Genomic DNA, 21,337 nt, shown 5'->3' on the forward strand with positions numbered 1-21,337 from the left:
CGGAGGGAATGGTCAGACGATGACCGGGTCCCAGGTGGGCTTGTTCGCGAACGCATCGAGGTAGTAGTCGAGCTCGGCGAGCATGCTCGCCGCCTCCTCGTCGACCACGACGGTGGCCCGCGGATGCAGTTGGATGGCGGATGCGGGCACGCTGGCCGTCAGCGGCCCCTCGACGGCGGCGGCCACCGCATGCGCCTTGACCGCCCCGAAGGCGAGCAGCACGAGCCGCTCGGCGCGCAGGATCGTGCCGAGGCCCTGGGTGATGCTGTGGATCGGTACCTCGTCGACCGAGTCGAAGAAGCGCGCGTTGTCTTCGCGGGTCTGGCGCGTCAGCGTCTTCACCCGGGTGAGCGACGCGAACGACGAGCCCGGCTCGTTGAAGCCGATGTGTCCGTCGGTGCCCACGCCGAGGATCTGCAGGTCGACCCCGCCGGCCGCCCGGATGGCCGCCTCGTACCGCTCCCCCGCCGTCTCGATGCCGAGCGAGCGGCCGTCCGGCACGTGCACCGCGCCCGGCCGCAGCCGGAGGGGCTGAACCACCTCGCGGTCGATGACCGAGTGATAGCTCTCCGGATGCGCGACAGGGATGCCCACGTACTCGTCGAGCGCGAATCCCCGCACGCCGGAGAGGTCGAGGCCGGCCTGCACCCGCTCGGCGAGAGCGCGGTAGACCGGCAGCGGCGTGTCTCCGGTCGCGAGGCCCAGCACCGCATCCGGTTTCGTCGTCACCAGTCGTTCGATCGCTTCGGCCACGAGGGCCCCGGCGGCTTCCTGACTGCCGACGACGATCACTTCTGCCACGCGGCGACCTCTTCCTGGTTCTGCGGAACGGCGCCGGCCCCCGTGGGGGCGCCGACGAGGGCGGCGCCCACGGCTGCCGCCGGAAAATCGACCGGCACCAGCTGCACCCGGGCGTCGAGACCGAGCGAGGCCAGGAACGGCGACTCCACCGCCCAGGATGTCAGAACCCGGCGCACCTCGTCGAGCAGCCACTCGCCGAGGTTGCTGAGCCCGCCGCCGATCATCACCACCTCCACGTCGACGGTGAGCACCAGCACCCGCACGGCGGCGGCGATGTTGTCGATGAGGAGGGAGCGGATGGCCACGGCCTCCGCGTCGCCCGCCTCGGCCGCGGCCAGCAGCGACCGTGCCGGGATGGGGTCGTCGCTCACCCATTGCCGCGCGATCGCCGACCCGGAGGCCACGGTCTCCAGGCATCCGCGTTGCCCGCAGGCGCAGAGCACGCCGTTCGGGTCGACCGGGATGTGCCCGATCTCCCCGGCAGCACCCCTGGCCCCGCGCCATAGCCGGCCGTCGATCACGAGTCCCGCGGCGAGCCCGGTGCCGAGGTTGAGGTACGCGATCGACCGCGCCGCCGGGCCAGGGCCGGCCACCGTCATGAGGTGGTAGGCGCCGAGCGCGGCCGCCTTCACGTCGTTCTCGACCTTCACGTCGCGGCCCAGGGCCTCGCCGAGCCGCCGCCCGACATCGAGCTCGTCGAAGCCGAGGTTCACCGCGTGCCACACGCTCCCCGTGGTCACGTCGACCTGGCCCGGGATGCCGATGCCGATCGATTCGAACTCCGGCACGGGAACGCCGGTGATCTCCGCGATCCGCGCCACCCCCTCCAGCGCCGTGGCGATCACGGCCTCCGGCCCGAAACCGGTGGCGAGCCGCACCCGGTCGACGATGACTCCCGTGTGGTCGACGGCCACCGCATCCGTCTTCGTTCCGCCGATGTCGAGTCCGAGCCTCATGCGCGCACCCCGCTCTCGACGAGGAAGGCCGCCAGGGCTGCGCCGACCGCCGCCGAAGCACCATGGGTCGCGATCTGCGCGGAGGCGGCGTCATCGCCCGGCCAGCCCATGTCGACCGTCACCACCCGTTCGTGCCGCTCGCGCAGCGCGTCGACGAGTGCCACCACCCATGGCCTCCGCTCATTGTCCTTGCCGATCACCAGAACGGATGCCTCGAGCGGAATATGCCCGGACCGCTCGGCCCAGTCCTCCTCCGTGATCTCGATCACCGGCAGCACGGGCCCCGATTCAGCGAGCGCCCGGAAGGGCCCCCACGGCACCTCGCCCACCGCGATGTTCGCCACAGTGTCCACGCGCATCACCACCCAGCCGGCTCCCTGCAGCGCGGCTCGCGCCCCCGGCTCGATGTCGAAGGTGGACGCGATCCGCTCCGCATCCGGCACCCCCGGCCCTCCGGGCTCGCCGGGTAGCGCCAAGTGTCGTTCGGCGGGCAGGGAGGCAGCACTTGGCGCGACCTCGTTCGCATGTTCGGCGTCGCGGATGCGCCCCACGAGTCGGCGCAGACGCACGGTCGCGTCGGCGAGACGGGCGGCTGGGAGTTCCCCCTCGTCGAGCGCGGCCGACACGCGGGCGACGATCTGCTCGAGCTGCGCCTCGGTGTTCTTCGTGCCGATGCAGAGCAGGTCGCAGCCCGCGGCGAGCGCGCGAACGGCGGCCGCCGGGATGCCGATCGAGCCGCTCGCGCCGGCCATGTCGAGGGCGTCGCTCACGATCACGCCGTCGAAGCCAAACTCGCCCCGCAGGATGCCCTGCAGCGCGATCGACGAGAAGGTCGCGGGATTCGCGGGGTCGAGTTGCGGCAGCAGGATGTGGCTCGTCATCACGGTGAGCGCTCCCGCCTGCACGGCCGCGGCGAAGGGCAGCAGTTCCCGCGCGCGCAGCGTCGCCGGCGCGACGTCGACCGTGGGCAGCGCGAGGTGCGAGTCCTGCGCCGTGTCGCCGTGCCCCGGGAAGTGCTTGATGCTCGCCGCGACGCCCTGCCCTTGCAGTCCCTCGACCCAGGCGGCGCCGTGCCGGGCCACGAGTTCGGGCGAACTGCCGAAGCTCCGGATGCCGATCACCGGGTTGCGCGGGTTCGAGTTGACGTCGACGTCGGGTGCGAAGTCGAGGTTCACGCCCACGGCGCGGAGTTCTGCTCCCACCGCGGTGCCCACCGCCCGGGTGGCGTCGAGGTCGTCGAGCCGCCCGAGCACGGCGTTGCCGGGGAAGGGCGACCCGCGGTCGTAGTACAGCCGGGTGACGTCGCCGCCCTCTTCGTCGATGGCGATCAGGGCATCCGGATTCGCGGCCCGGATCGCCCCGGTGAGCGAGCGCAGCTGCTCCACCGAGGTGATGTTCTCGCCGAACAGGCACACGCCCGCGAGGCCCTCAGCGAGCATCCGTTCCACCCACGCGGGCAGGGTCGGGCCGGTGAATCCGGGCAGGAGGGTGCCGAGGACGTCGCGCCGGCTCATCCCTTCACCGCCCCGCTGACGAGGCCCGAGGTCATGCGCCCCTGCACGATCAGGAAGAACACGATCACCGGGATCGCCATGAGGGTCGAACCCGCCATGATCGCGGCCCAGTTCGTGGTGCCGGTGACCTGCTGGAAGGTGCGCAGCCACACCGGCAGCGTCATCATCTCAGGCCGGGAGTTCACCACGAGGGCCAGGAGGAACTCGTTCCAGGCCTGGATGAACCCGAACACCCCGGTGGCGACGAGCCCGGGCGCGAGCAACGGGAAGGTGATGCGCCAGAACGCGCCGGTGCGCGAGCAGCCGTCGATCATCGCCGACTCCTCGAGCTCGACCGGCACGCCGTTCACGAAGCCGCGCAGCGTCCAGATGGTGAACGGCAGCACGGTCGCGACATACACCAGGGTGAGTCCCGCGATGGTGTTGAGCAGCCCCCAGCCGTCGAGCACGCGGTAGGTCGACACGATCATGGCCTCGGCCGGGATCATCTGGATGATCAGGATAGCGAAGATGAACGTCTTGCGGCTCTTGAAGCGGTAGCGGGTGACGGCGAGCGAGGCGAGGAACGCGAAGACGAGTGCGATGATCACGGTCGAGACGGTGACCATGAGCGAGTTGCCGAGGGCCGGCAGGAAGGGTGCGCGACCCGGATCGAAGATGACCGTCTCGTAGTTCGCCGTGGTGAGGTGCTGCGGCACGAATTTCGGCACGGTGCCGCGGATCTCGTTGTTCGGCTGCAGGGAGGTGTTGACCATCCAGTACACCGGGAACACCGAGCAGAGGAAGACGACGACCGAGGCGATGCCGAGCAGGATGCCCGTGGTGCGCTTGCGGGTGCGGGCGGCGCTCATGATTCCTCCTCCTTGAGGCTGCGGCGCACGTAGAAGATCGAGATGCCCACCATGAGCACCACCATGATCACGGCGATCGCGCCGCCCGTGCCGTAATCGCCCTTGCCGAGCGAGGTCTGGTAGATGTACACGCCGAGCGTGGAGGTCTGCTCCTTGATGCCGCCGATGCCCTGCAGGGCGAAGATCTGGGTGAAGACGCGCAGGTCCCAGATGACCTGCAGGATGATCACCACCACGAAGATGCTCCGCAGGTAGGGGAAGACTATGAGGCGGAAGCGCTGCCAGGCCCCCGCGCCGTCGAGTTGGGAGGCCTCGAGCACCTCGTCGGGAACCTGGGTGAGCCCCGCGAAGATGGTGAACGCCACGAACGGCACGGCGCCCCAGGTGACGATGATGGTCGCCACCACGAAGAACGAGAACGGGTCGATCAGCCAGGAGTGGTTCGTGAAGTCCTGGCCGGACACGGCCTCGAGCAAGTAGTTGACCACGCCGTACTGGGTGTCGAACATCCAGCCCCACACAATCGTGGCCGTGAGGGCGGGCATCGCCCAGGCCAGCAGGAGCCCGACGCTGACGAGCACCTTGAAGAAGCGGTTGACGCGGTGCATGAGGAGGGCCACGAGGGTGCCGAGCACCATCGCGGTCACCACGTTGGCGGCGCAGAACAGCACGCTGCGGCCGAGCACGGCCCAGAACTGGGGGTCGCTCAGCACGTGCGCGTAGTTGTCGAAGCCCACGAACGGTGCCGGCTGGCCGAACACCTGGGCGCGGCCGAACTCCTGGAACGACATGACGAACAGCTGGATGAGCGGCCAGCCGATCACCACGGCGAGGATGAGGAGTGCGGGCAACAACAGCACGCCCGGGGTGAAGCGGCCGGCGCGCGTGCGGCGTTGCAGGCGCTTGCTCCGCGGGCCGAGCTCGGGCGGCAGCTCCTGCAGCCCACCCGACTCGTGCTCCCTGATCAAGGTCACAGGCGAGGTCATCCGGGGTCCTCCCGTTACGATTGCGATGTGCCGACCACCTTCCTAGGGCGATGGGCACTCGGGCTGACGGTGGCCGTGTTCGCGCACGGCCACCGTCCGTTCTGCCTGACGAGTTCAGACGCTACGAGTTGAGGATGCCGTCGATCTTCTCGTCGAGCGCCTTCGCGAGCTGCTCCACGTCGCCGCCCTGGGCGATCGAGACGAAGAAGTCCTGCAGCGCTCCTGAGGCCTCGACATCGGCCCACTTCGGCGACGCCGGGGTGAGCTTGGCGTTGGCCGCGGCCTCGGCGATGGCCTTCGCCACGTCGTCGGTGCCGAGGGTGGAGGCCAGCGAGAGCTTCGCCGGAACCAGGCCGTTCTCACCGAGGATGGTCTGGTAGTCGTCGCTCAGCATGATCTTCAGTGCATCCGTCGCCAGGTCGGGGTGGGCCGACTTGGCGGCGACGGCGATGTTCGAGCCGCCGGCGAAGACGTGGGCGGCGCCGCCGTCCTTACCCGGGAGCGCGTAGACGCCGAGGTTGGCCTCCTGGTCGGGGCAGCCCGGGGCTTCGGCGTCGGCCGGGGCCAGGATGGAGCCCTTCACCCAGCTCGGGGCGCTGAGGTTCGCGACGGCACCCTCGCAGAACGGCACCTGCGGGTCGGTCTCGTTGCCGTCCTTCGGCGCCACCGAGGCCTTCGTCATGACCTCCTGCACCTGCTTCAGGCCGGCGATGGACTCGGGGCTCGAGAAGCTCGACGTCCAGGTGTCGCCGTCCTGCGTGGCGATCTCGCCGCCGGCCTCCCAGATGTAGGGCAGCGCGTTGTACCAGTCCTGACCGGGGAAGTAGATGCCCGAGACTCCCGGGTTGGCCTGCGCGAGCGCGATGCCGTTGGAGACGTACTGGTCGAGCGTGGTGGGAACGGTGAGCCCCGCGTTCGCCAGGAGGTCCTTCTTGTAGAAGACCAGGCGGGCGCCGGAGTAGTAGGGCGCCGCGTAGAAGGTGCCGTCGTAGCTGCCCGCCTCGACGAAGCCGGGCAGCAGGTCGTCCCCGCCCAGCTCCTCGTACACGTCGTCGAGCGGCAGGAACGCACCCGCCGAGGTGAAGGCCGCGGCCTGCGTGTTGCCGACCTCGACCACGTCGGGGCTGTCCGAGCCCGAGAGGTTGGTGGTGAGCTTGTCGACGAGGCCCGTCCAGCTCTGCTCCTCGATGGTGAGCGTCGAACCCGGGTGCTCGCTCTCGAAGGTGGTCTTCAGGTACTCGCGGGCGGCATCCGGGGTGTCGGTGCCGTTCAGCCACACGCGGATGTCGGCGCCGTCGGCAGCGTCGGTGCTGCCGCCCGACGAGCTGCCGCCGGCGCACCCGGCGAGCGCGAGTGCCGCCGTGATGCCGAGGGCGGTGACGGCGAGGGTCGTCTTCCTCATGGTGTTCTACCTTTCCTAGGGCGATGGATTGCTTCTCGGTGATGCTGTTCGTGTGGTGCGGTGGTGCTGGTGGTGCGGCGCGGGGCTACGAGACCCCGAGCTGGCCCGAGAGGACCATGACGGCGGCCCCGCGCAGGACGATGTCCTGCCCGAGCGTCGTCATGCGCAGCGTCAGCGACCCGTGGAACTCGGGCATGGTGCGACTGCGCAGGGTCTCGACGGTGGCCGCCATGAGCGGTCCGTCGAGCAGGTCGGTGGGGCCGCTCAGGATGACCTCGCTGAGGTCGAGCGCACCCACCACCGGCGCGAGGGCGATGCCGAGGCGCTCCCCCGCCTCCTGGAGGACGGCCGTTCGCGCGGCGTCCTCCTCACCCTCGAGCCGGACGATGAGGTTCGGGATGCTGAGCCACGTCTCGAGGCAGCCCCGCTTGCCGCAGGCGCAGACGGCGCCCCCGTCGGTGCCGACGACGACATGGCCGATCTCGCCCGCGGCGAAGCGACTGCCGAACAGCGGGGTGCCGCCCAGCAGGAGCCCCGCGCCGACACCGTGGCCGATCTTGATCAGCATCGCGTCGCTGTCGGCGCCGCCGAAGCTGTGCTCGGCGAGCACGGCGGCGTTGGCGTCGTTGGCGACGAGCACGGGCAGCCCGAAGCGTTCGCTCAGGATGCTCTGCAGGGGCATCCCGTTCCAGCCGAGGTTCGGGGCGCTCAACACCACCCCGGCGAGGTCGACCACACCGGGCGAGCCCACGCCGATGCCGAGAATGGGTGCCGCGGCCTGGTCGACGAGCTGCTGGGCGAGCGCGATCACCTTCTGCACGGCGTCGTCGCCGGTGCTGCCGGCGAGCGCCACCTCGGCGCGGGCGCTGATGCTGCCGTCGAGGTCGAGCAGGGCGCCCGAGAAGGTGGCGTGCTCGGAGAGGTCGAGGCCCACGATCACGAAGGCGCTGCGGTCGAGGTCGAGCAGGGTGGCGGGCTTTCCCGGCCGCGTCTCTTCGCGCTGGCCGAGCTCGACCACCAGCCCGTCGGCGATCAACTCGGCGACCAGGGCGCTCACCGTCACGCGGGTGAGGCCGGTCTCGCGGGCGATGTCGGCGCGGCTGCGGCCGCCCTCGCGGTAGAGGCTCTGCAGCACGAGCGAGCGGTTGTGCCCCCGGGCGTGCTCGGGCAGCACTTTCGCGCTGGGGCGGAGCGCCCGCCCACGAGCGAAGCCTGTCCCCGCCACTCGCGTCGTCGTCATGTTTGTTAGTAAAGCGTACAAACATACCCACGCGCAAGACCCCTTCTCGCCTCGGGGGTCAGTACGATGGGTGGGTGGCAGAAGCTCCCCCTGACAGCCGGCTCGGCGTCAACGATGTCGTCCGGTTCGTCGTCGAGCTGTTCGCGTTCTTCACCTTCGCGTTCTGGGGCTTCGTGGCCTGGCCGTTCCCCTGGAACATCGCCTTCGGCATCGCGACACCGCTGTTCGCGATCGTGGTCTGGGCGGTGTTCCGGTCGCCGCGCGCGGTCATCCACATCGACGCCTTCGGCAAAGCCCTGGTCGAGATCGTCGTCATGGGCTCGGCGGCGCTGGCCTGGTTGATGCTCGGCCAGCCGATCGTCGCGCTCGTGTTCGGCGTCGTCGCCGTCGTCTCGGGAGTGATCGCGGGGCGCAAGGAGTTCGGGTGAGCCTCCTGCTGCACGGCGGCCGCAAGGTCGATGCCGACGGCGTGGTCGACGACTTCTGGATGCTGACGGCCGGTGACCGCATCCAGGCCACCGGTTCAGGCGACGGCTGGCGCTCGCACCTCGCAGCCGAGACCGAGGTGGTCGACGCCGTCGGGCTGTGGCTGACGCCCGGGTTCATCGACATCCACTCCCACGGCGGCGGCGGGTATTCGTTCGACGACGGCACGGAGTCGATCCGGGCCGCACTGGCGCTGCACCGTACGCACGGCACCACCCGCTCGGTCGTCTCCCTCGTGGCGAACCCGGTGCCGTCGCTCCTCGTCGGGCTCGAGACGGTGGCGAGCCTCGCCGACACCGACCCGCTCGTGCTCGGCGCGCACCTCGAGGGGCCGTTCCTCGCGCGCAACCACCGGGGCGCCCACAACCCCGAGTTCCTGCACTCCCCCACGCCCGACGAGGTGGCGCTGATGGTGGCGCGCGGGCGGGGGCGGCTCGTGCAGATCACGATCGCGCCCGAGCTCCCCGGAGCGCTCGACGCGATCGACGCGTTCACCGCGGCGGGCGTCGTGGTGGCGGTCGGGCACACCGCGGCCGACCTCGAGCTCGCCCGCGAGGCGTTCGAGCACGGCGCCACACTGCTGACGCACGCCTTCAACGCGATGGCGGGCATCCGGCACCGCGAACCCGGCCCGGTGGTGGCCGCGTTCGACGACCCGCGGGTGGCGTTGGAGCTCATCGTCGACGGGTTCCACGTGCATCCGGAGGTCGTGAAGCTCGCGTTCCGCATCGCGCCCGAGCGCATCGTGCTCGTGACGGATGCGATGGCCGCCGCCGGCTCGGCCGACGGGCACTACCGCCTGGGCACGCTCAACGTTTCCGTCACCGAGGGTCGGGCGCTGCTCTCGGGCACCTCGACGATCGCCGGCTCGACCCTCACCCAAGACGCGGCACTGCGCTGGGCGGTCGGTGCGTCGGGCGTCGACCCGGTGCTCGCGGTGGCGGCGCTCACCGCGAACCCGGCCCGGGCCATCCGCCGCGACGACGAGTTCGGCTACCTCCGCCCCGGCTACGCCGCCGACGCCGTGCTCCTCGACGCCGACTGGACCGTGCAGCGCGTCTACGCCGCCGGCCGCCCCCTCTGACCCACCCCTTCCGCCTTCTCGGCCGCACAGCGGCAACGACGACGAAGGCCCCCGACCGCAGAGCGGCGGGGGCCTTCGACGCGGGCGCGGGAGCTTAGGCGGCCATGCGCGCCTGGAGGTTCTCGTCGAGCGTCGCGAGGAACTCCTCGGTGGTCTGGTAGGGCTGGTCGGGGCCGACCAGCAGCGCCAGGTCCTTCGTCATCTTGCCCGACTCGACCGTCTTGATCACGACGTCCTCGAGGGTGAGCGAGAAGTCGATCAGCTCCTGGTTGCCGTCGAGCTTGCCGCGGTGGGCGAGGCCACGGGTCCAGGCGAAGATCGAGGCGATCGGGTTGGTCGACGTCGGCTTGCCGGCCTGGTGCTGGCGGTAGTGCCGGGTGACGGTGCCGTGCGCGGCCTCCGCCTCGACGACCGAGCCGTCGGGCGTCGACAGCACGCTCGTCATCAGACCGAGCGAGCCGAAGCCCTGCGCCACGGTGTCGGACTGCACGTCGCCGTCGTAGTTCTTGCAGGCCCAGACGTACCCGCCCTCCCACTTCATGGCCGAGGCGACCATGTCGTCGATGAGGCGGTGCTCATAGGTGAGGCCGGCGGCGTCGAACTGCTCCTTGAACTCGGTCTCGAAGATCTCCTGGAAGATGTCCTTGAACCGGCCGTCGTAGGCCTTGAGGATGGTGTTCTTCGTCGAGAGGTAGACCGGGTAGTTGCGGCTGAGGCCGTAGTTGAGCGAGGCGCGTGCGAAGTCGCGGATCGACGCGTCCTGGTTGTACTGCACCTGCGCGATGCCGTCGTCGGGCGCGTCGTAGACCTCGAACTTCAGCGGCTCGGAGCCGTCTTCCGGCGTGAACTCCACCGTCAGCTTGCCCTTGCCCTTGAACACGAAGTCGGTGGCACGGTACTGGTCGCCGAAGGCGTGGCGGCCGATGATGATGGGCTTGTTCCAGCCCGGCACGAGGCGCGGAATGTTCGAGATGATGATCGGCTCACGGAAGATGACGCCGCCGAGGATGTTTCGGATGGTGCCGTTCGGCGACTTCCACATCTTCTTCAGGCCGAACTCCTCGACGCGGGCCTCGTCGGGGGTGATGGTGGCGCACTTCACGCCGACACCGTGCTTCTGGATGGCGTGGGCCGCGTCGATGGTGACCTGGTCGTCGGTCGCGTCGCGGTGCTCGATGCCGAGGTCGTAGTACTCGAGGTTCACGTCGAGGTAGGGGTGGATCAGCGTGTCTTTGATGGCCTGCCAGATGATGCGCGTCATCTCGTCGCCGTCGAGCTCGACGACCGTGCCTTCAACCTTGATCTTCTGCAATTCAGCTCCCTTGACAGCCGCCGGAAATGGGCCATCAGCCAGTTTACCCGTTTCCCGAGATATCTCGACATCGAGATATCTTGGCGCGGGTCGGACGCAACCGTTAGCCTGAGAGCATGAGTGAACTGAGGCTCGAAGAGCTGTCGGCATCGAACATCGTGGCCGCGAACACGCTGTCATTGAAGCCCGGCCAGGAGCAGTTCGTCGCTCCGGTCTCCCACTCCATCGCCGAGGCCTACGTCAACCCCAGCACCGCCTGGCCGCGCGTCGTGCTCGAAGACGACGAGGTCGTCGGCTTCATCATGGGCAACTTCGATCCGGATGCGCAGGAGGTCGAGTTCCGCGGATGCATCTGGCGCATCAACGTGGCCGCCACCGCGCAGGGCCACGGCGTGGGGCGGTTCGCCGTGCTGGCTCTGGCCGATGAGGCCCGGTCGCGCGGCTTCGACCGGATCACGGTGATCTTCGAACAGGGCGAGGCGGGCCCGGCCGCGTTCTTCGAGAAGCTCGGCTTCGTGCCGATCGGCGAGACGCCGTACGGGGAGACGATCGCAGCGCTCGACCTGTGAGCGAGGAGCCGGCAGAGGGCTCCTTCGTCGACGACGTGCTCGACCTGGTCGACTCCATTCCGCCCGGCAAGGTGCTGAGCTACGGCGATGTGGCGGCCCTGCTCGGCACGCGGGCCGCCCGAGCGGTCGGAACCGTCATGAGCCGGTATGGCAGCGGGCATCCGTGGTGGCGCGTGGTGCGCTCGGGCGGGCTGCCGCCGGCCGGTCACGAAGCGCGCGCCCGGGAGTTCTACGAGGCCGAAGGCACCCCGCTCCGAGCGATCTCGCGGGAACCGGGGTATGCAGTCGAGTACGCTGTAGCACGGTGGCAGCCGTTGCACCCGGATGCCCAGCAGGAGAGGATCCCCCACAGCCGATGAACAGACGAGCGCTTCTCGCCGGATTAGCGGCGGCAGGACTCGTCGCCTCGCTCACCGGCTGCACGCTGGCGAACGCCATCACTCCGCCCATCGAGACCCAGTTGTACCCCACGACTGCCGATGCGAAGGCGTCGAGCGCCACGATCGCCATCCCCTCCTGGGTGCCCGACGACGCGCAGATGATCCGCATCAAGGAGAACTCCGAGACCGGTGCCGCGATCATGCAGTTCGGCGACCCCGCTCCGGAGCCCATCGGCGGCCCGTGCGACCCGTCGATCGCCGACAACAAGCCGCCGCTCGACGACACCTGGTGGCCTCAGGCCCTCGACACCTCGGCGCTCACCTGCCAAGACGGCTGGCACATCTCGTTCATGTACGGCTCCCAGTACTTCGCCTGGAAGCCCTGATCGGTACCGCTGGTGTGATCAGGGCCTCGGCCCTGATCACACCAAGGATTCCCGCCACGAGGCGTGCAGCTGGGCGAAGCGCCCCGTGCCGCCGATGAGCTCCTCGGGCGTGCCGTCCTCGACGATGCGCCCCTGCTCCATCACGAGCACCCGGTCGGCGATCGAGACCGTCGACAACCGGTGCGCGATGATGATCGCGGTGCGGTCGGCGAGCAGCGTCTGCAGTGCATCCTGAACCAGTCGCTCGCTCGGGATGTCGAGCGAGGCCGTCGCCTCGTCGAGGATGAGCACGGTCGGGTCGGCGAGAAAGGCCCGCGCGAACGAGATGAGCTGCCGCTGCCCGGCCGAGACCCGGCCGCCGCGCTTGTTGACGTCGGTCTCGTAGCCGTTCGGCAAGCCCCGGATGAACTCGTCGGCACCCACCGCCTTCGCTGCGGCGATGATCTCGTCGCGGCTGGCCTCGGGCTTGCCGATGGCGATGTTGTCGGCGACCGTGCCCGAGAACAGGTACGCCTCCTGCGTCACCATCACGATCGCGCGGCGGAGGTCTTTCGGGTGCAGGTCGCGCAGGTCGATGCCGTCGAGCGTGACCCGGCCCCGGGTGGGGTCGTAGAACCGGGAGATCAGCTTCGCGAGCGTCGACTTGCCCGCTCCGGTCGACCCGACGAGGGCGATCGTCTGCCCCGCCGGGATGACGAGGTCGAACGAGGGCAGGATCGGCCGGTCGGCGGTGTACCCGAACTCGACGTCGTCGAAGGAGACGGCGCCGGTCGACTGCCAGAGGTCGACGGGGCGCTCGGGGTCGGGCACGCTCGGCTGTTCCTCGAGCACGCCCGAGATCTTCTCGAGCGCGGCCGTGGCGCTCTGGTAGCCGTTGTAGAACATCGCCATGTCCTCCATCGGGTCGAAGAAGCGCCGGGTGTAGAGCACCGCGGCGAGCAGCACGCCGATCTCGAGACCGCCGTCGACCACCCGGAAGCCGCCCACGAGAAGCACCACGGCCACCGCCACGTTGCCGATCAGCACGAGCCCCGGGTCGTACACCCCGAACAGCTTGATGACGCGGGCGTTCGCCTCACGGTAGTCCTCGACGAGCTCACCGAACTCGGCCTCGTTGCGCTTCTCCTTGCGGAAGGCCTTCACGGCGCGGATGCCGGTCATGGTCTCGACGAAGTGCACGATGAGCCGGGCCGACACGACGCGCGTGCGCCGGAACATCCGCTGCGAGCGCAGCTGGAACCATCGGGTGAGGATGATGAGCGGCACCAGCGACGCCAGCAGGATGAAGCCCGACTCCACGTCGAGCAGGAACAGCGCGATGGCGGTGAACGCCATGTAGAGCACGCCCTGCACGAGCTGGTTGATGCCCGAGTCGAGCAACTCGCGGATGGCGTCGAGGTCGCTCGTCTGCCGCGAGATGATGCGCCCGGAGGTGTAGCTCTCGTGGAACTCGAGGCTCAGCTTCTGGGTGTGCAGGAAGACGCGCTTGCGCAGGTCGAACAGGATGGCCTGGCTGATGCGCGCCGACAGCACGGTGAACCAGGCGATCAGCAGAGCGCCCACGACGCCCGCCAGCAGGTACGCCACCCCGGCGAGCGCCACGGGCAGCCAGTTCTGGTCGAGCAGCGCCGGCAGGCCGGTGTCGATCCCGTAGGCGATGATCGACGGGCCGGCGACCTGCGAGATCGTGCTGATGATCACGGCGACGATGCTCACCACGAGCCGGCCGCGCATCGGGCGCACGAGCGAGCCGAGCAGCCGCAGCGAGCGCTGCCGGATCTGGCGGCTCTCGGTGCGCGAGAAGTCGTCGCGCTCCTCGCCCTCCACCCCGAGCACCGAGGTCATGACGCCACCTCCTTCGTGGTGCGATCGTGTCGTGCGGCTGCCGCACGCTCATCCGTCTCCCGCTGTTCGGCGCGTTCGTCGGCGTCGAAACTCGAGATCACGAACCGGTAGTGCGGGCTGCTCACCAGCAATTCGGAATGGGTGCCCACCGCGGTGACGCGCCCGTTCTCGAGCAGGGCGACGCGGTCGGCGAGCGCGACGGTCGAGGGCCGGTGCGCCACGATGAGGGCGGTTGTGGTGGCGAGCACGCGCCGCAACGCCGCCTCGACGAGCGCCTCGGTGTCGACGTCGAGCGCCGACAACGGGTCGTCGAGCACCAGGATGCTCGGCCGCGCCGCGATGGCCCGCGCCAACGCGAGGCGCTGCCGCTGGCCGCCGGAGAGGCTGAGCCCCTCCTCACCCACCTTCGTGTCGAGCCCCTGGGGCAGGTCGTCGACGAAGGTCGCCTGCGCGATCTCGAGCGCCTCCCGCAAGTCCTCCTCGGAGGCGTCGGGCCGGCCGAGCAGCACGTTCTCGCGCACGGTCTGGCTGAAGAGAGTCGCTTCCTCGAACGCCATCGCGATGCGGCTGCGCAGGTCGTCGCGGCTGAGCTCGCGCACGTCCACCCCGTCGACGCGCACGGCTCCCCCCGTGACGTCGTACAGGCGCGTGGTCAGCGCGGTGAGCGTCGACTTGCCCGAACCGGTGAGCCCGACCAGAGCCATCGTCTCCCCCGGCCGTACCGTGAGGGTGACGCCGTCGATCAGGTCGGGGAACGACTCGGGTGCGTCCTGGTACCGGAAGTGCACGTCGTCGAAGCGCAGTTCGCCCTGCCCGTCGACGACGTGCACGGGTTCGGCCGGATCTTCGATCGTGTTCACCGAGTCCATCACCTCGAAGAAGCGCGACGTGGCGGTCTTGGCGTCGAGCGTCATGGCGAGGAAGTAGCCCATCGACCAGATCGGGAAGAGCAGCACCGTGCCGGTGGCGAAGAACGCCACGAGCTGGCCGACGGAGGAGGCGCCGGTCGAGGCCAGCCACACGCCCACCACGAGGCACAGTCCGAACGCCAGGTCGGGGATGAGGGTGAGGTAGAGCCAGATGCCCGCGATGGCCTTGGCCTTCTCGATCTCGGTGCCGCGCAGCTGCTCGGCCTGTCGCTCGAATCGTTTGAGCGCGTACCGGCTCCGGCCGAAGGCCTTCAGCACGCGGATACCGTGCACCGACTCCTCGACGCTCGTCGCCAGGTCGCCGGCCTGGTCTTGGCTGCGGCGCGCGACATCCGAGTACTTGCGCTCGAACGCGAGGCCGTAGGCGATGACGGGCACCGCCGCCGCCGCGAAGATGAGCCCCAGCACCCAGTTGAGCGAGAGCAGGATGACGATGCCGCCGATGAGCGTGAGCACGTTCACGACGAGCAGCACGAGCCCGAACGAGAGCCAGCGGCGGATCAGGTTGAGGTCGCTCACGGCGCGCGAGAGCAGCTGCCCGCTGGGCCAGCGGTCGTGGAAAGCCACGGGCAGGTCTTGCAATTGCGCGTAGAGCGCGTTGCGCATCCGCGCCTCCACATGCGTTCCCGGCGTGAGCACGAGGGCGCGACGCGCGCCGATGAGCAGCGCCTCGAGCACGCCGAGCGTGAGCACGATGCCGGCGGCGAGCCAGATCTGGCTCGCGTCGCCGTCGGCGAGCGGGCCGTCGACCATCCACTGCAGCACCTGGGGGATCGCGAGCGCCACCACGCTGGCCCCGAGCGACACCACCATGGCCACGTAGATGCGCGGCAGCGCCTGCCGCACGAACGGGTGCAGCCGCTTCAGCGTGGCCACCGTTCCGGTGGCGGCTGGGCTGGTGGTCTCAGACATCGTGCATCCTCGTAGAAAGCGAACGTCGCGCTCGTGGCACAACGCACAGCCGCGCAACTCGATTCCCCGACCGGCGTCGTCGGGGCGTGCTGAACACCCCCTCTCCGGGGGTGGGCGTCGCGGCAGCCTTACAGGCTATAGCCGGGCCCGCCGGCAGCGCAATACCGAATTCGGTGGCGGCTCAGCGCACGCGCACCGAGAGGCACGTGACGCAGCCCTCGAGCTTCTCGAACTCCGAGATGTCGACCGAGATGACGCGGTAGCCGAGCCCTTCGATCAAGCGCGCCGACTCCGGCGCACTGGCGGCCACGAGCACCGTGTCGTCGGTGAGCACGACGACGTGCGCCCCGCTCGGCTCCGGCATCTCGAGGAAGCGGTCGAAGATGAACGGGTCGTCGACCAACGGCCGGTAGCCGATCACCGTGCCGTCGGGCAGGGCCGTCACGGTGCTCTTCAGGTGCAGCGCCTTGGTGACCGGCACCGCCACCACCGAATACCCGCGCGGCGCGAGGATCTTGCGCAACTGCCGGATGCCGTCGGAGTTGGTGCGGCCGCCACGGCCGACGAAGACAGTGGTGCCCACCTTCAGCACGTCGCCGCCGTCGAGCGTTCCGGGCCGCTCGATGCGCTTCGTCTCGATGCCGAGCGAGCGGATGCTCTCCTCCACCGCCGGCAGCTCCGCCACCCGCGACTCGGCGCCCGGGCTCGCCAGCACCGCGAGGGCGCCGAACATCACCACCGTGTCCTCGATGAACACCGAATCGGGCAGGTCGTCCGCGGTGGGCACCTCGACCGGGTCCCAGCCGCCGCCGGTCAGCGCCGCGACGTACTCCTCCCACTGCTCCTCGGCGAGATCGACGTCGATCTCGCTGCGCTCGAGGTGGGTGACGATGCCCTGCGCGAGCGACTCCGCAGGGCGGCGCACCAGCACGTACTTCTTGCGCAGCACCTCCTGCTGCTCGTCGATCGCGATATGGGCGTGGATGCGGCGGGCCAGGGTGACGGAGGTGATCACCGCGGCGAGTTCGAACACGAGGTTGGCGCCGATCACGGTCACGAACAGCTGGCCGATCAAGTCGCCGCTCACCATCGCACCGTTTGCCAGCGAGGCTACGCCGGTACCCACCACTGCTGCGATCACGGCCGACACGATTCCGGCAGCCAGCGCCGTGTACCAGCGCCGATATGCACCCGTCAGACCGAACACCGCCGAGAGCACGAAAAGCACGATCGTGCCGTCGATGAAGTACGAGAACCCCAAACCGAATGCCTGGTAGGCCTGTCCTTTGATGATGAACACCGAGAGCATGGCAGCCACCAGCGCGACCACCGCGATCACGGCCGCAGCGGCCACCGACGCGGTGAGCGACCGGAGCCGGAACGATGACATGTGACGACCTTAGGTGATACTGCCTGGGCGCTTCCAGCGAGGCCGGTGAACGCGGGCTCGGAGTGGGATCAGTGGAAGAAGTGCCGTTCGCCGGTGAAGTACATCGTCACCCCGGCGGCGCGCGCCGCCTCGATGACGTCGGCGTCGCGCACCGAGCCGCCCGGTTGCACGATGGCGCTCACGCCCGCACGGATCAGCACCTCCGCTCCGTCGGCGAACGGGAAGAACGCATCCGACGCCGCCACCGAACCGGCGGCGCGATCACCGGCGCGCGTCACGGCCAGCTGGCACGAGTCGACGCGGTTCACCTGCCCCATACCGACACCGACGGATGCGCCGTGCTTGGCGAGCAGGATCGCGTTCGACTTCACGGCCCGGCAGGCCTTCCCCGCGAACTCGAGGTCGCGGAGCGTCTCGGCGTCAGCGGGCTCGCCGGCCGCGAGAGTCCAGGTCGAGCTGTCGAAGCCGTCGAACACGTCCGGGGTCTGGGCGAGGAAGCCGCCGCTGATCTGCCGCAACTCGACGCCCTCGCGCCCGTACCCCTCGGGCAGGGTGAGCAGGCGCAGGTTCTTCTTCGTCTGCAAGAGCTCCAGCGCATCCGCGTCGAACGCCGGTGCGATGAGCACCTCGGTGAAGATGTCCTTCACCGTCTCGGCCATGGCGAGCGTGACCGGGCGATTGGCCGCGATGACCCCACCGTACGCCGACACCGGGTCGCACGCGTGCGCCTTGGCGTGGGCCGACGCGATGGCGTCGGGGGCATCCGGGTCGGCCACCGCGATGCCGCAGGGGTTGGCGTGCTTGATTATCGCGACCGCGGGCTCGGCAAAGTCGTAGGCGGCGCGCACGGCGGCGTCGCCGTCGACGAAGTTGTTGTACGACATCTCCTTGCCGTGCAGCTGCACGGCCTGCGCGATGCCGTGGCCGCCGTCACGCACGTAGAGCGCCGCCTGCTGGTGCGAATTCTCGCCGTAGCGCAGGGTCTGGGCCCTGGCGGCCGACACGGCGAGGGTGTCGGGGAAGGCGGCAGCCGCATCCGTCGCGGTGGCGACCGGCTCGGCGGCATCCGCCGGCGCAGGCGCCGCGCCCAGCTGCTCGGCGAACCACGCGGCCACCGCGCCGTCGTAGGCCGCGGTGTGCGCGAAGGCCTCCGCCGCGAGCCCGCGCCGCACCTCGAGCCCGGTGCCGCCCACGCCGAGGGCCGCCACCACGTCGGCGTAGCGGGACGGTGACACCACGATCGCGACGTTCGCGAAGTTCTTCGCCGACGCACGCACGAGGGCGGGCCCGCCGATGTCGATCTGCTCGATCACCGCATCCGGGGCCGCGCCCGAGGCCACCGTCTCACGGAAGGGGTAGAGGTTCACGACCACGAGATCGAACGGCCGGATGCCGAGCTCGGCGAGCTGGTGCTTGTGCGACTCGAGCCGCAGGTCGGCCAGGATGCCGGCGTGCACGCCCGGGTGCAGCGTCTTCACGCGGCCGTCGAGCGACTCGGGGAACCCGGTGACGCTCGACACCTCCGTGACCGCGACGCCGGCCTCGGCGATGGTCTTGGCGGTCGACCCGGTCGACACGATCTCGACACCGGCCGCCGCGAGTGCCTGCACCAGCTCGACGAGCCCCGTCTTGTCGCTGACCGAGATCAGCGCCCGGCTGATCGGCACCAGGTCGCGGTGCGTGTAGAGGCTCGGGTCGTGCTGGGGGCCACTCATCGTGCTGCTATCTCCTCGAGGTCGACTGCTCCGTTGGCGATGTCGAGCACGGCCTGCACCAGCAGTTCGCGTTCGACGGACTTGATGCGTTCGTGCAGCTCGTGCTCGGTGTCGCCGGGCTCGACGGGCACCGCGCGCTGCACGATGACCGGACCGGTGTCGACGCCCTCGTCGATCACGTGCACGGTCACGCCGGTGGTGTCGACGCCTGCTGCGAGCGCGTCGCGCACGGCGTGGGCGCCGGGGAACGCGGGCAGGAGCGCCGGATGCGTGTTGATGAGCCGCGGGGTGAGCGCCGCCACGACGGCGGGGGGCAGGATGCGCATGAATCCCGCGCACACCACGAGGTCGGGCGACCAGCGTTCGATCTGCGCCAGCAGCTCGGCGCCCCACGCCTCACGGCTCTCGAACGAGGTCGGCACGACGGTGAAGCTCGGGATCTCGAACGCCTCGGCGTGTGCGAGCCCGGGAGCGTCGGTGTCGGAGCCGACGGCGATCACCCGGGCGGGGTACTCGGCGTCGCTGGACGCTTCGAGGAGCGCGCGGAGGTTGGAGCCGCCCCCCGAGATGAGAACCAGGAGCGAGAGCACCATCACAGTGTATCGGCAGCGCCCGGGCCGCCCGCGCGGGGAACGGGAGCGCTCGCGCCCGAACCGTCGCGGCCGCGTTCCGCCCCGCCTCCGCCCGAGCCGGCGGCGGCTGCCGCGTCACTCGTGCGCGAACCTGCGCCGGCGACCAGCCCCAGCAGCATCGAGATGGCGAGCTCGACGAATGCCCAGAGCCACACCCAGCCCGCATCCGGCCCGACGTCGGCCAGCCGGCCCGGCCCGGCCGCACCGCCCGACCAGAGTGCGAGCAGGGCGAGGATGCTCGCACCCACCGCCCCACCGCCCACGGCCGTGAGCACGAGTCGTACTCCGCGTGCACCACCGCCCGCGCGGTGTCCGCGCAGCGACGCGAGGAAGGCGGGCCGCAGCACCGCCGCCGTGAGGTAGCCGACGGCGATCGGCACGAGGAGGCCCACGAAGCCGAGTGCCGGCGTGCCGGTCGGCAGCGCGCCGAACACCGGCAACGACGGCACGAGGCCGAGCTGGGTGCCGAGCGGCGACACCGCCGAGCCGGTGCCGAGGGCGAAGCCGGGGCCGACGAACCAGCTCGCCGTCCAGATCACGAGATTCGGCAGCAGCGCCAATTGGGCGAGAGTGAGCGAGACACCCCCGAGGATGCCGGCCTGCAGGCTCTCGTAGAGTGCCACGATCGAACTGAAGCCGACGACGAGGATGAGCGCCATGGCCACCGCGGCGACGCCCACCACGCCGGCTGCGGCCACCGCCCCGGCCCGGAGGGCAAGAGCGACCAGCCCGCGGTCGCCCGCGTCGACGCTCGCCCACCGTGTGCTCCACCGGCGACGGATGCCCGAATCCGCGCCGAGCTCCCGCGACGCCGTGCGGCGCGTCATCCAGGCGTACCCGATGGCGAGGCCGATCGCGTAGACGACGGCGGGGTAGAGCACGCTCTGGGCCGGAGACGGGCGGGCCGACGCATCCGTCACCCCGAGCGCCACGAGACCGCCGAGGGCGCCGAGACTCAGCACGCCCACGACCGCCCCGGTGACGGGGTAGGGAGTCGCGGCGAGGCGCCGGCCCGACCGTGCACCGAGCAGCACGGTCACCACCGCGAGGCCAAGCGGCGCGATCCCGACCTCGAACGGCAGTTGTGCGCCGTCGAGGGCCAGCCGGAGGGCGAGCTGCGGGTCGATCGTGAAGAGCACGTCGACCCCGTTGCCGAGGAGCCAGAGATCACCCGAGGCGCGCCAGAACGCGAGCCAGTCGACGGCGAGGCCGAACTGGGTCGCCCAGAGGATCGTCAGCGGGATGAGCGGGATGCCCACGCCGATTGCGACGACGATCACCGCGTCGAGGGCGGCGAGCAGAGCGGTGACTGGGCGATTCATGCGTGGCCGAGCCTACCCGCCGGGGCTGGGCATCCGTCGGCGGCGCGCTCGCCCGCTCGGTGGAAGCCGACCTTTCAGTGGAAGATGGCCTTGAGCAGGATGACGGCCACACCGAGGAGCGCCGTCGCGAGCCCGCCGAGGAGGCAGAGGTACCACCGGCTGCCGCGTTCGGCGAAGGCAAGGGTGCCGAGCACGAACAGGATGACGACGCCCACGAAGAGCGCCAGCACGTAGGCGAGCTCCTCGGACAGGATGCCCGTCGCCCCCAGGGCCAGCACGAGGATCGGGATGATCGCGGCGATCAGCAGGCCCGAGGAGTGCCGCACGGCGTTGCCGAGGGCCTCGCCGATCGGGATCTCGACGCCGTCGCGCTTGCCGTGGTGGGCGACCGTCGCGGCGAAGACGTGGGCGATCCAGAACACGAAGCTGGTGGCGGCGACCACGACCAGCAGATCGAAGTCGCTCTCGTCGTCGTCGGCGAGCACGATCAGGGCGCTGACGATGATGGTGCCGTAGATCGCCTCCGGGGTGACGAGCTGGTGCCGCAGCCGCCGATACAGATTCGGCTCGGCCTGCGTCTGCGTCATGCGTTCATTCTGCCAGGGCTGGCACCCGGGTTCAGAAA

The 21,337-nt window shown here is 70.1% G+C and carries 20 protein-coding genes; 5 read left to right on the forward strand and 15 right to left on the reverse strand.

Translation table 11 applies throughout. The annotated features are described in order from the left end of the window. Positions 1–12: 12 nt before the first annotated feature. The 7 genes from AC3WLB_RS04710 to AC3WLB_RS04740 form a co-directional block, all read right to left on the reverse strand. Positions 13–801 carry a glucosamine-6-phosphate deaminase gene (locus AC3WLB_RS04710; RefSeq protein ID WP_492503743.1) on the reverse strand — a complete coding sequence of 263 codons (789 nt, stop codon included), beginning with the start codon at positions 799–801 and terminating at the stop codon, positions 13–15. Then, positions 789–1,757, reverse strand: a complete 969-nt coding sequence (locus tag AC3WLB_RS04715) for an ROK family protein (protein WP_492503745.1) — start codon at positions 1,755–1,757, stop codon at positions 789–791. The genes AC3WLB_RS04710 and AC3WLB_RS04715 overlap by 13 nt, the downstream gene beginning before the upstream one ends. Beyond that, positions 1,754–3,271 (reverse strand): beta-N-acetylhexosaminidase, encoded by a 1,518-nt coding sequence (gene nagZ / locus AC3WLB_RS04720; RefSeq protein WP_492503747.1) that lies wholly within the window; start codon positions 3,269–3,271, stop codon positions 1,754–1,756. The genes AC3WLB_RS04715 and nagZ overlap by 4 nt, the downstream gene beginning before the upstream one ends. Beyond that, positions 3,268–4,122, reverse strand: coding sequence for a carbohydrate ABC transporter permease (locus AC3WLB_RS04725; RefSeq protein ID WP_492503749.1), 855 nt, complete (start codon positions 4,120–4,122; stop codon positions 3,268–3,270). The genes nagZ and AC3WLB_RS04725 overlap by 4 nt, the downstream gene beginning before the upstream one ends. Next, the gene (locus AC3WLB_RS04730) at positions 4,119–5,108 is read right to left on the reverse strand and encodes a carbohydrate ABC transporter permease (protein WP_492503751.1); all 990 of its coding nucleotides are present in this window, start codon (positions 5,106–5,108) and stop codon (positions 4,119–4,121) included. Before AC3WLB_RS04730 ends, AC3WLB_RS04725 begins: the two co-directional genes overlap by 4 nt. Positions 5,109–5,229: 121 nt before the next feature. Further along, positions 5,230–6,510 carry an extracellular solute-binding protein gene (locus AC3WLB_RS04735; RefSeq protein WP_492503753.1) on the reverse strand — a complete coding sequence of 427 codons (1,281 nt, stop codon included), beginning with the start codon at positions 6,508–6,510 and terminating at the stop codon, positions 5,230–5,232. An 85-nt stretch (positions 6,511–6,595) separates the two neighbouring features. After that, positions 6,596–7,750 (reverse strand): ROK family transcriptional regulator, encoded by a 1,155-nt coding sequence (locus AC3WLB_RS04740; protein WP_492503755.1) that lies wholly within the window; start codon positions 7,748–7,750, stop codon positions 6,596–6,598. A 74-nt stretch (positions 7,751–7,824) separates the two neighbouring features. Between AC3WLB_RS04740 and AC3WLB_RS04745 the strand changes: the two genes are divergently transcribed. Together AC3WLB_RS04745 and nagA are read left to right on the forward strand one after the other, a co-directional pair. Continuing rightward, complete coding sequence (locus AC3WLB_RS04745; protein WP_492503757.1) at positions 7,825–8,178, forward strand: YrdB family protein; 354 nt, start codon at positions 7,825–7,827, stop codon at positions 8,176–8,178. After that, positions 8,175–9,320: an N-acetylglucosamine-6-phosphate deacetylase gene (nagA, locus tag AC3WLB_RS04750; protein ID WP_492503759.1), complete on the forward strand. Its 1,146-nt coding sequence runs from the start codon at positions 8,175–8,177 to the stop codon at positions 9,318–9,320. The genes AC3WLB_RS04745 and nagA overlap by 4 nt, the downstream gene beginning before the upstream one ends. Positions 9,321–9,414: 94 nt before the next feature. On the opposite strand, the gene AC3WLB_RS04755 is transcribed toward nagA, so the two are convergent. Then, entirely contained in the window at positions 9,415–10,632 is a 1,218-nt protein-coding gene (locus tag AC3WLB_RS04755) for an NADP-dependent isocitrate dehydrogenase (protein WP_492503761.1), read from the reverse strand. A gap of 116 nt (positions 10,633–10,748) precedes the next feature. On the opposite strand from AC3WLB_RS04755, the gene AC3WLB_RS04760 reads away from it, so the two are divergent. From AC3WLB_RS04760 to AC3WLB_RS04770, 3 genes are read left to right on the forward strand one after another with little or no spacing between them, the layout of a single operon-like run. Continuing rightward, the gene (locus tag AC3WLB_RS04760; RefSeq protein ID WP_492503763.1) at positions 10,749–11,201 is read left to right on the forward strand and encodes a GNAT family N-acetyltransferase; all 453 of its coding nucleotides are present in this window, start codon (positions 10,749–10,751) and stop codon (positions 11,199–11,201) included. Further along, positions 11,198–11,560, forward strand: coding sequence for an MGMT family protein (locus AC3WLB_RS04765; RefSeq protein ID WP_492503765.1), 363 nt, complete (start codon positions 11,198–11,200; stop codon positions 11,558–11,560). Before AC3WLB_RS04760 ends, AC3WLB_RS04765 begins: the two co-directional genes overlap by 4 nt. Next, entirely contained in the window at positions 11,557–11,967 is a 411-nt protein-coding gene (locus AC3WLB_RS04770; protein WP_492503767.1) for a hypothetical protein, read from the forward strand. The genes AC3WLB_RS04765 and AC3WLB_RS04770 overlap by 4 nt, the downstream gene beginning before the upstream one ends. Positions 11,968–12,003: 36 nt before the next feature. On the opposite strand, the gene AC3WLB_RS04775 is transcribed toward AC3WLB_RS04770, so the two are convergent. The 7 genes from AC3WLB_RS04775 to AC3WLB_RS04805 all read right to left on the reverse strand — a co-directional run bounded on the left by AC3WLB_RS04775 (position 12,004) and on the right by AC3WLB_RS04805 (position 21,299). Then, entirely contained in the window at positions 12,004–13,812 is a 1,809-nt protein-coding gene (locus AC3WLB_RS04775) for an ABC transporter ATP-binding protein (RefSeq protein ID WP_492503769.1), read from the reverse strand. Continuing rightward, on the reverse strand, positions 13,809–15,653 hold the full coding sequence (locus AC3WLB_RS04780) for an ABC transporter ATP-binding protein (protein WP_492503771.1): 1,845 nt from the start codon (positions 15,651–15,653) through the stop codon (positions 13,809–13,811). Before AC3WLB_RS04780 ends, AC3WLB_RS04775 begins: the two co-directional genes overlap by 4 nt. A gap of 181 nt (positions 15,654–15,834) precedes the next feature. After that, positions 15,835–17,043 (reverse strand): dimethylargininase, encoded by a 1,209-nt coding sequence (ddaH, locus tag AC3WLB_RS04785; protein ID WP_492503773.1) that lies wholly within the window; start codon positions 17,041–17,043, stop codon positions 15,835–15,837. 68 nt (positions 17,044–17,111) lie between these two features. After that, entirely contained in the window at positions 17,112–18,758 is a 1,647-nt protein-coding gene (gene purH / locus AC3WLB_RS04790; protein ID WP_492503775.1) for a bifunctional phosphoribosylaminoimidazolecarboxamide formyltransferase/IMP cyclohydrolase, read from the reverse strand. Then, positions 18,755–19,348 carry a phosphoribosylglycinamide formyltransferase gene (gene purN / locus AC3WLB_RS04795; RefSeq protein ID WP_492503777.1) on the reverse strand — a complete coding sequence of 198 codons (594 nt, stop codon included), beginning with the start codon at positions 19,346–19,348 and terminating at the stop codon, positions 18,755–18,757. Before purN ends, purH begins: the two co-directional genes overlap by 4 nt. A gap of 2 nt (positions 19,349–19,350) precedes the next feature. Continuing rightward, a complete protein-coding gene (locus AC3WLB_RS04800; protein ID WP_492503779.1) occupies positions 19,351–20,712 on the reverse strand; it encodes a cell division protein PerM in 1,362 nt (453 codons plus the stop codon). 74 nt (positions 20,713–20,786) lie between these two features. Beyond that, positions 20,787–21,299: a hypothetical protein gene (locus AC3WLB_RS04805; protein ID WP_492503781.1), complete on the reverse strand. Its 513-nt coding sequence runs from the start codon at positions 21,297–21,299 to the stop codon at positions 20,787–20,789. Positions 21,300–21,337: the final 38 nt, after the last annotated feature.

The organism is Herbiconiux sp. FW305-C-125 (genome assembly GCF_058783455.1).

Excerpts from the sequence above, each read along its gene's own strand:
- AC3WLB_RS04715 (WP_492503745.1), bottom strand. The coding sequence starts at position 1,757 with ATGAGGCTCGGACTCGACATCGGCGGAACGAAGACGGATGCGGTGGCC.
- nagZ (WP_492503747.1), bottom strand. The coding sequence starts at position 3,271 with ATGAGCCGGCGCGACGTCCTCGGCACCCTCCTGCCCGGATTCACCGGC.
- AC3WLB_RS04725 (WP_492503749.1), bottom strand. The coding sequence starts at position 4,122 with ATGAGCGCCGCCCGCACCCGCAAGCGCACCACGGGCATCCTGCTCGGC.
- AC3WLB_RS04730 (WP_492503751.1), bottom strand. The coding sequence starts at position 5,108 with ATGACCTCGCCTGTGACCTTGATCAGGGAGCACGAGTCGGGTGGGCTG.
- AC3WLB_RS04735 (WP_492503753.1), bottom strand. The coding sequence starts at position 6,510 with ATGAGGAAGACGACCCTCGCCGTCACCGCCCTCGGCATCACGGCGGCA.
- AC3WLB_RS04740 (WP_492503755.1), bottom strand. The coding sequence starts at position 7,750 with ATGACGACGACGCGAGTGGCGGGGACAGGCTTCGCTCGTGGGCGGGCG.
- AC3WLB_RS04760 (WP_492503763.1), top strand. The coding sequence starts at position 10,749 with ATGAGTGAACTGAGGCTCGAAGAGCTGTCGGCATCGAACATCGTGGCC.
- AC3WLB_RS04770 (WP_492503767.1), top strand. The coding sequence starts at position 11,557 with ATGAACAGACGAGCGCTTCTCGCCGGATTAGCGGCGGCAGGACTCGTC.
- AC3WLB_RS04775 (WP_492503769.1), bottom strand. The coding sequence starts at position 13,812 with ATGACCTCGGTGCTCGGGGTGGAGGGCGAGGAGCGCGACGACTTCTCG.
- AC3WLB_RS04780 (WP_492503771.1), bottom strand. The coding sequence starts at position 15,653 with ATGTCTGAGACCACCAGCCCAGCCGCCACCGGAACGGTGGCCACGCTG.
- ddaH (WP_492503773.1), bottom strand. The coding sequence starts at position 17,043 with ATGTCATCGTTCCGGCTCCGGTCGCTCACCGCGTCGGTGGCCGCTGCG.
- purH (WP_492503775.1), bottom strand. The coding sequence starts at position 18,758 with ATGAGTGGCCCCCAGCACGACCCGAGCCTCTACACGCACCGCGACCTG.
- AC3WLB_RS04800 (WP_492503779.1), bottom strand. The coding sequence starts at position 20,712 with ATGAATCGCCCAGTCACCGCTCTGCTCGCCGCCCTCGACGCGGTGATC.
- AC3WLB_RS04805 (WP_492503781.1), bottom strand. The coding sequence starts at position 21,299 with ATGACGCAGACGCAGGCCGAGCCGAATCTGTATCGGCGGCTGCGGCAC.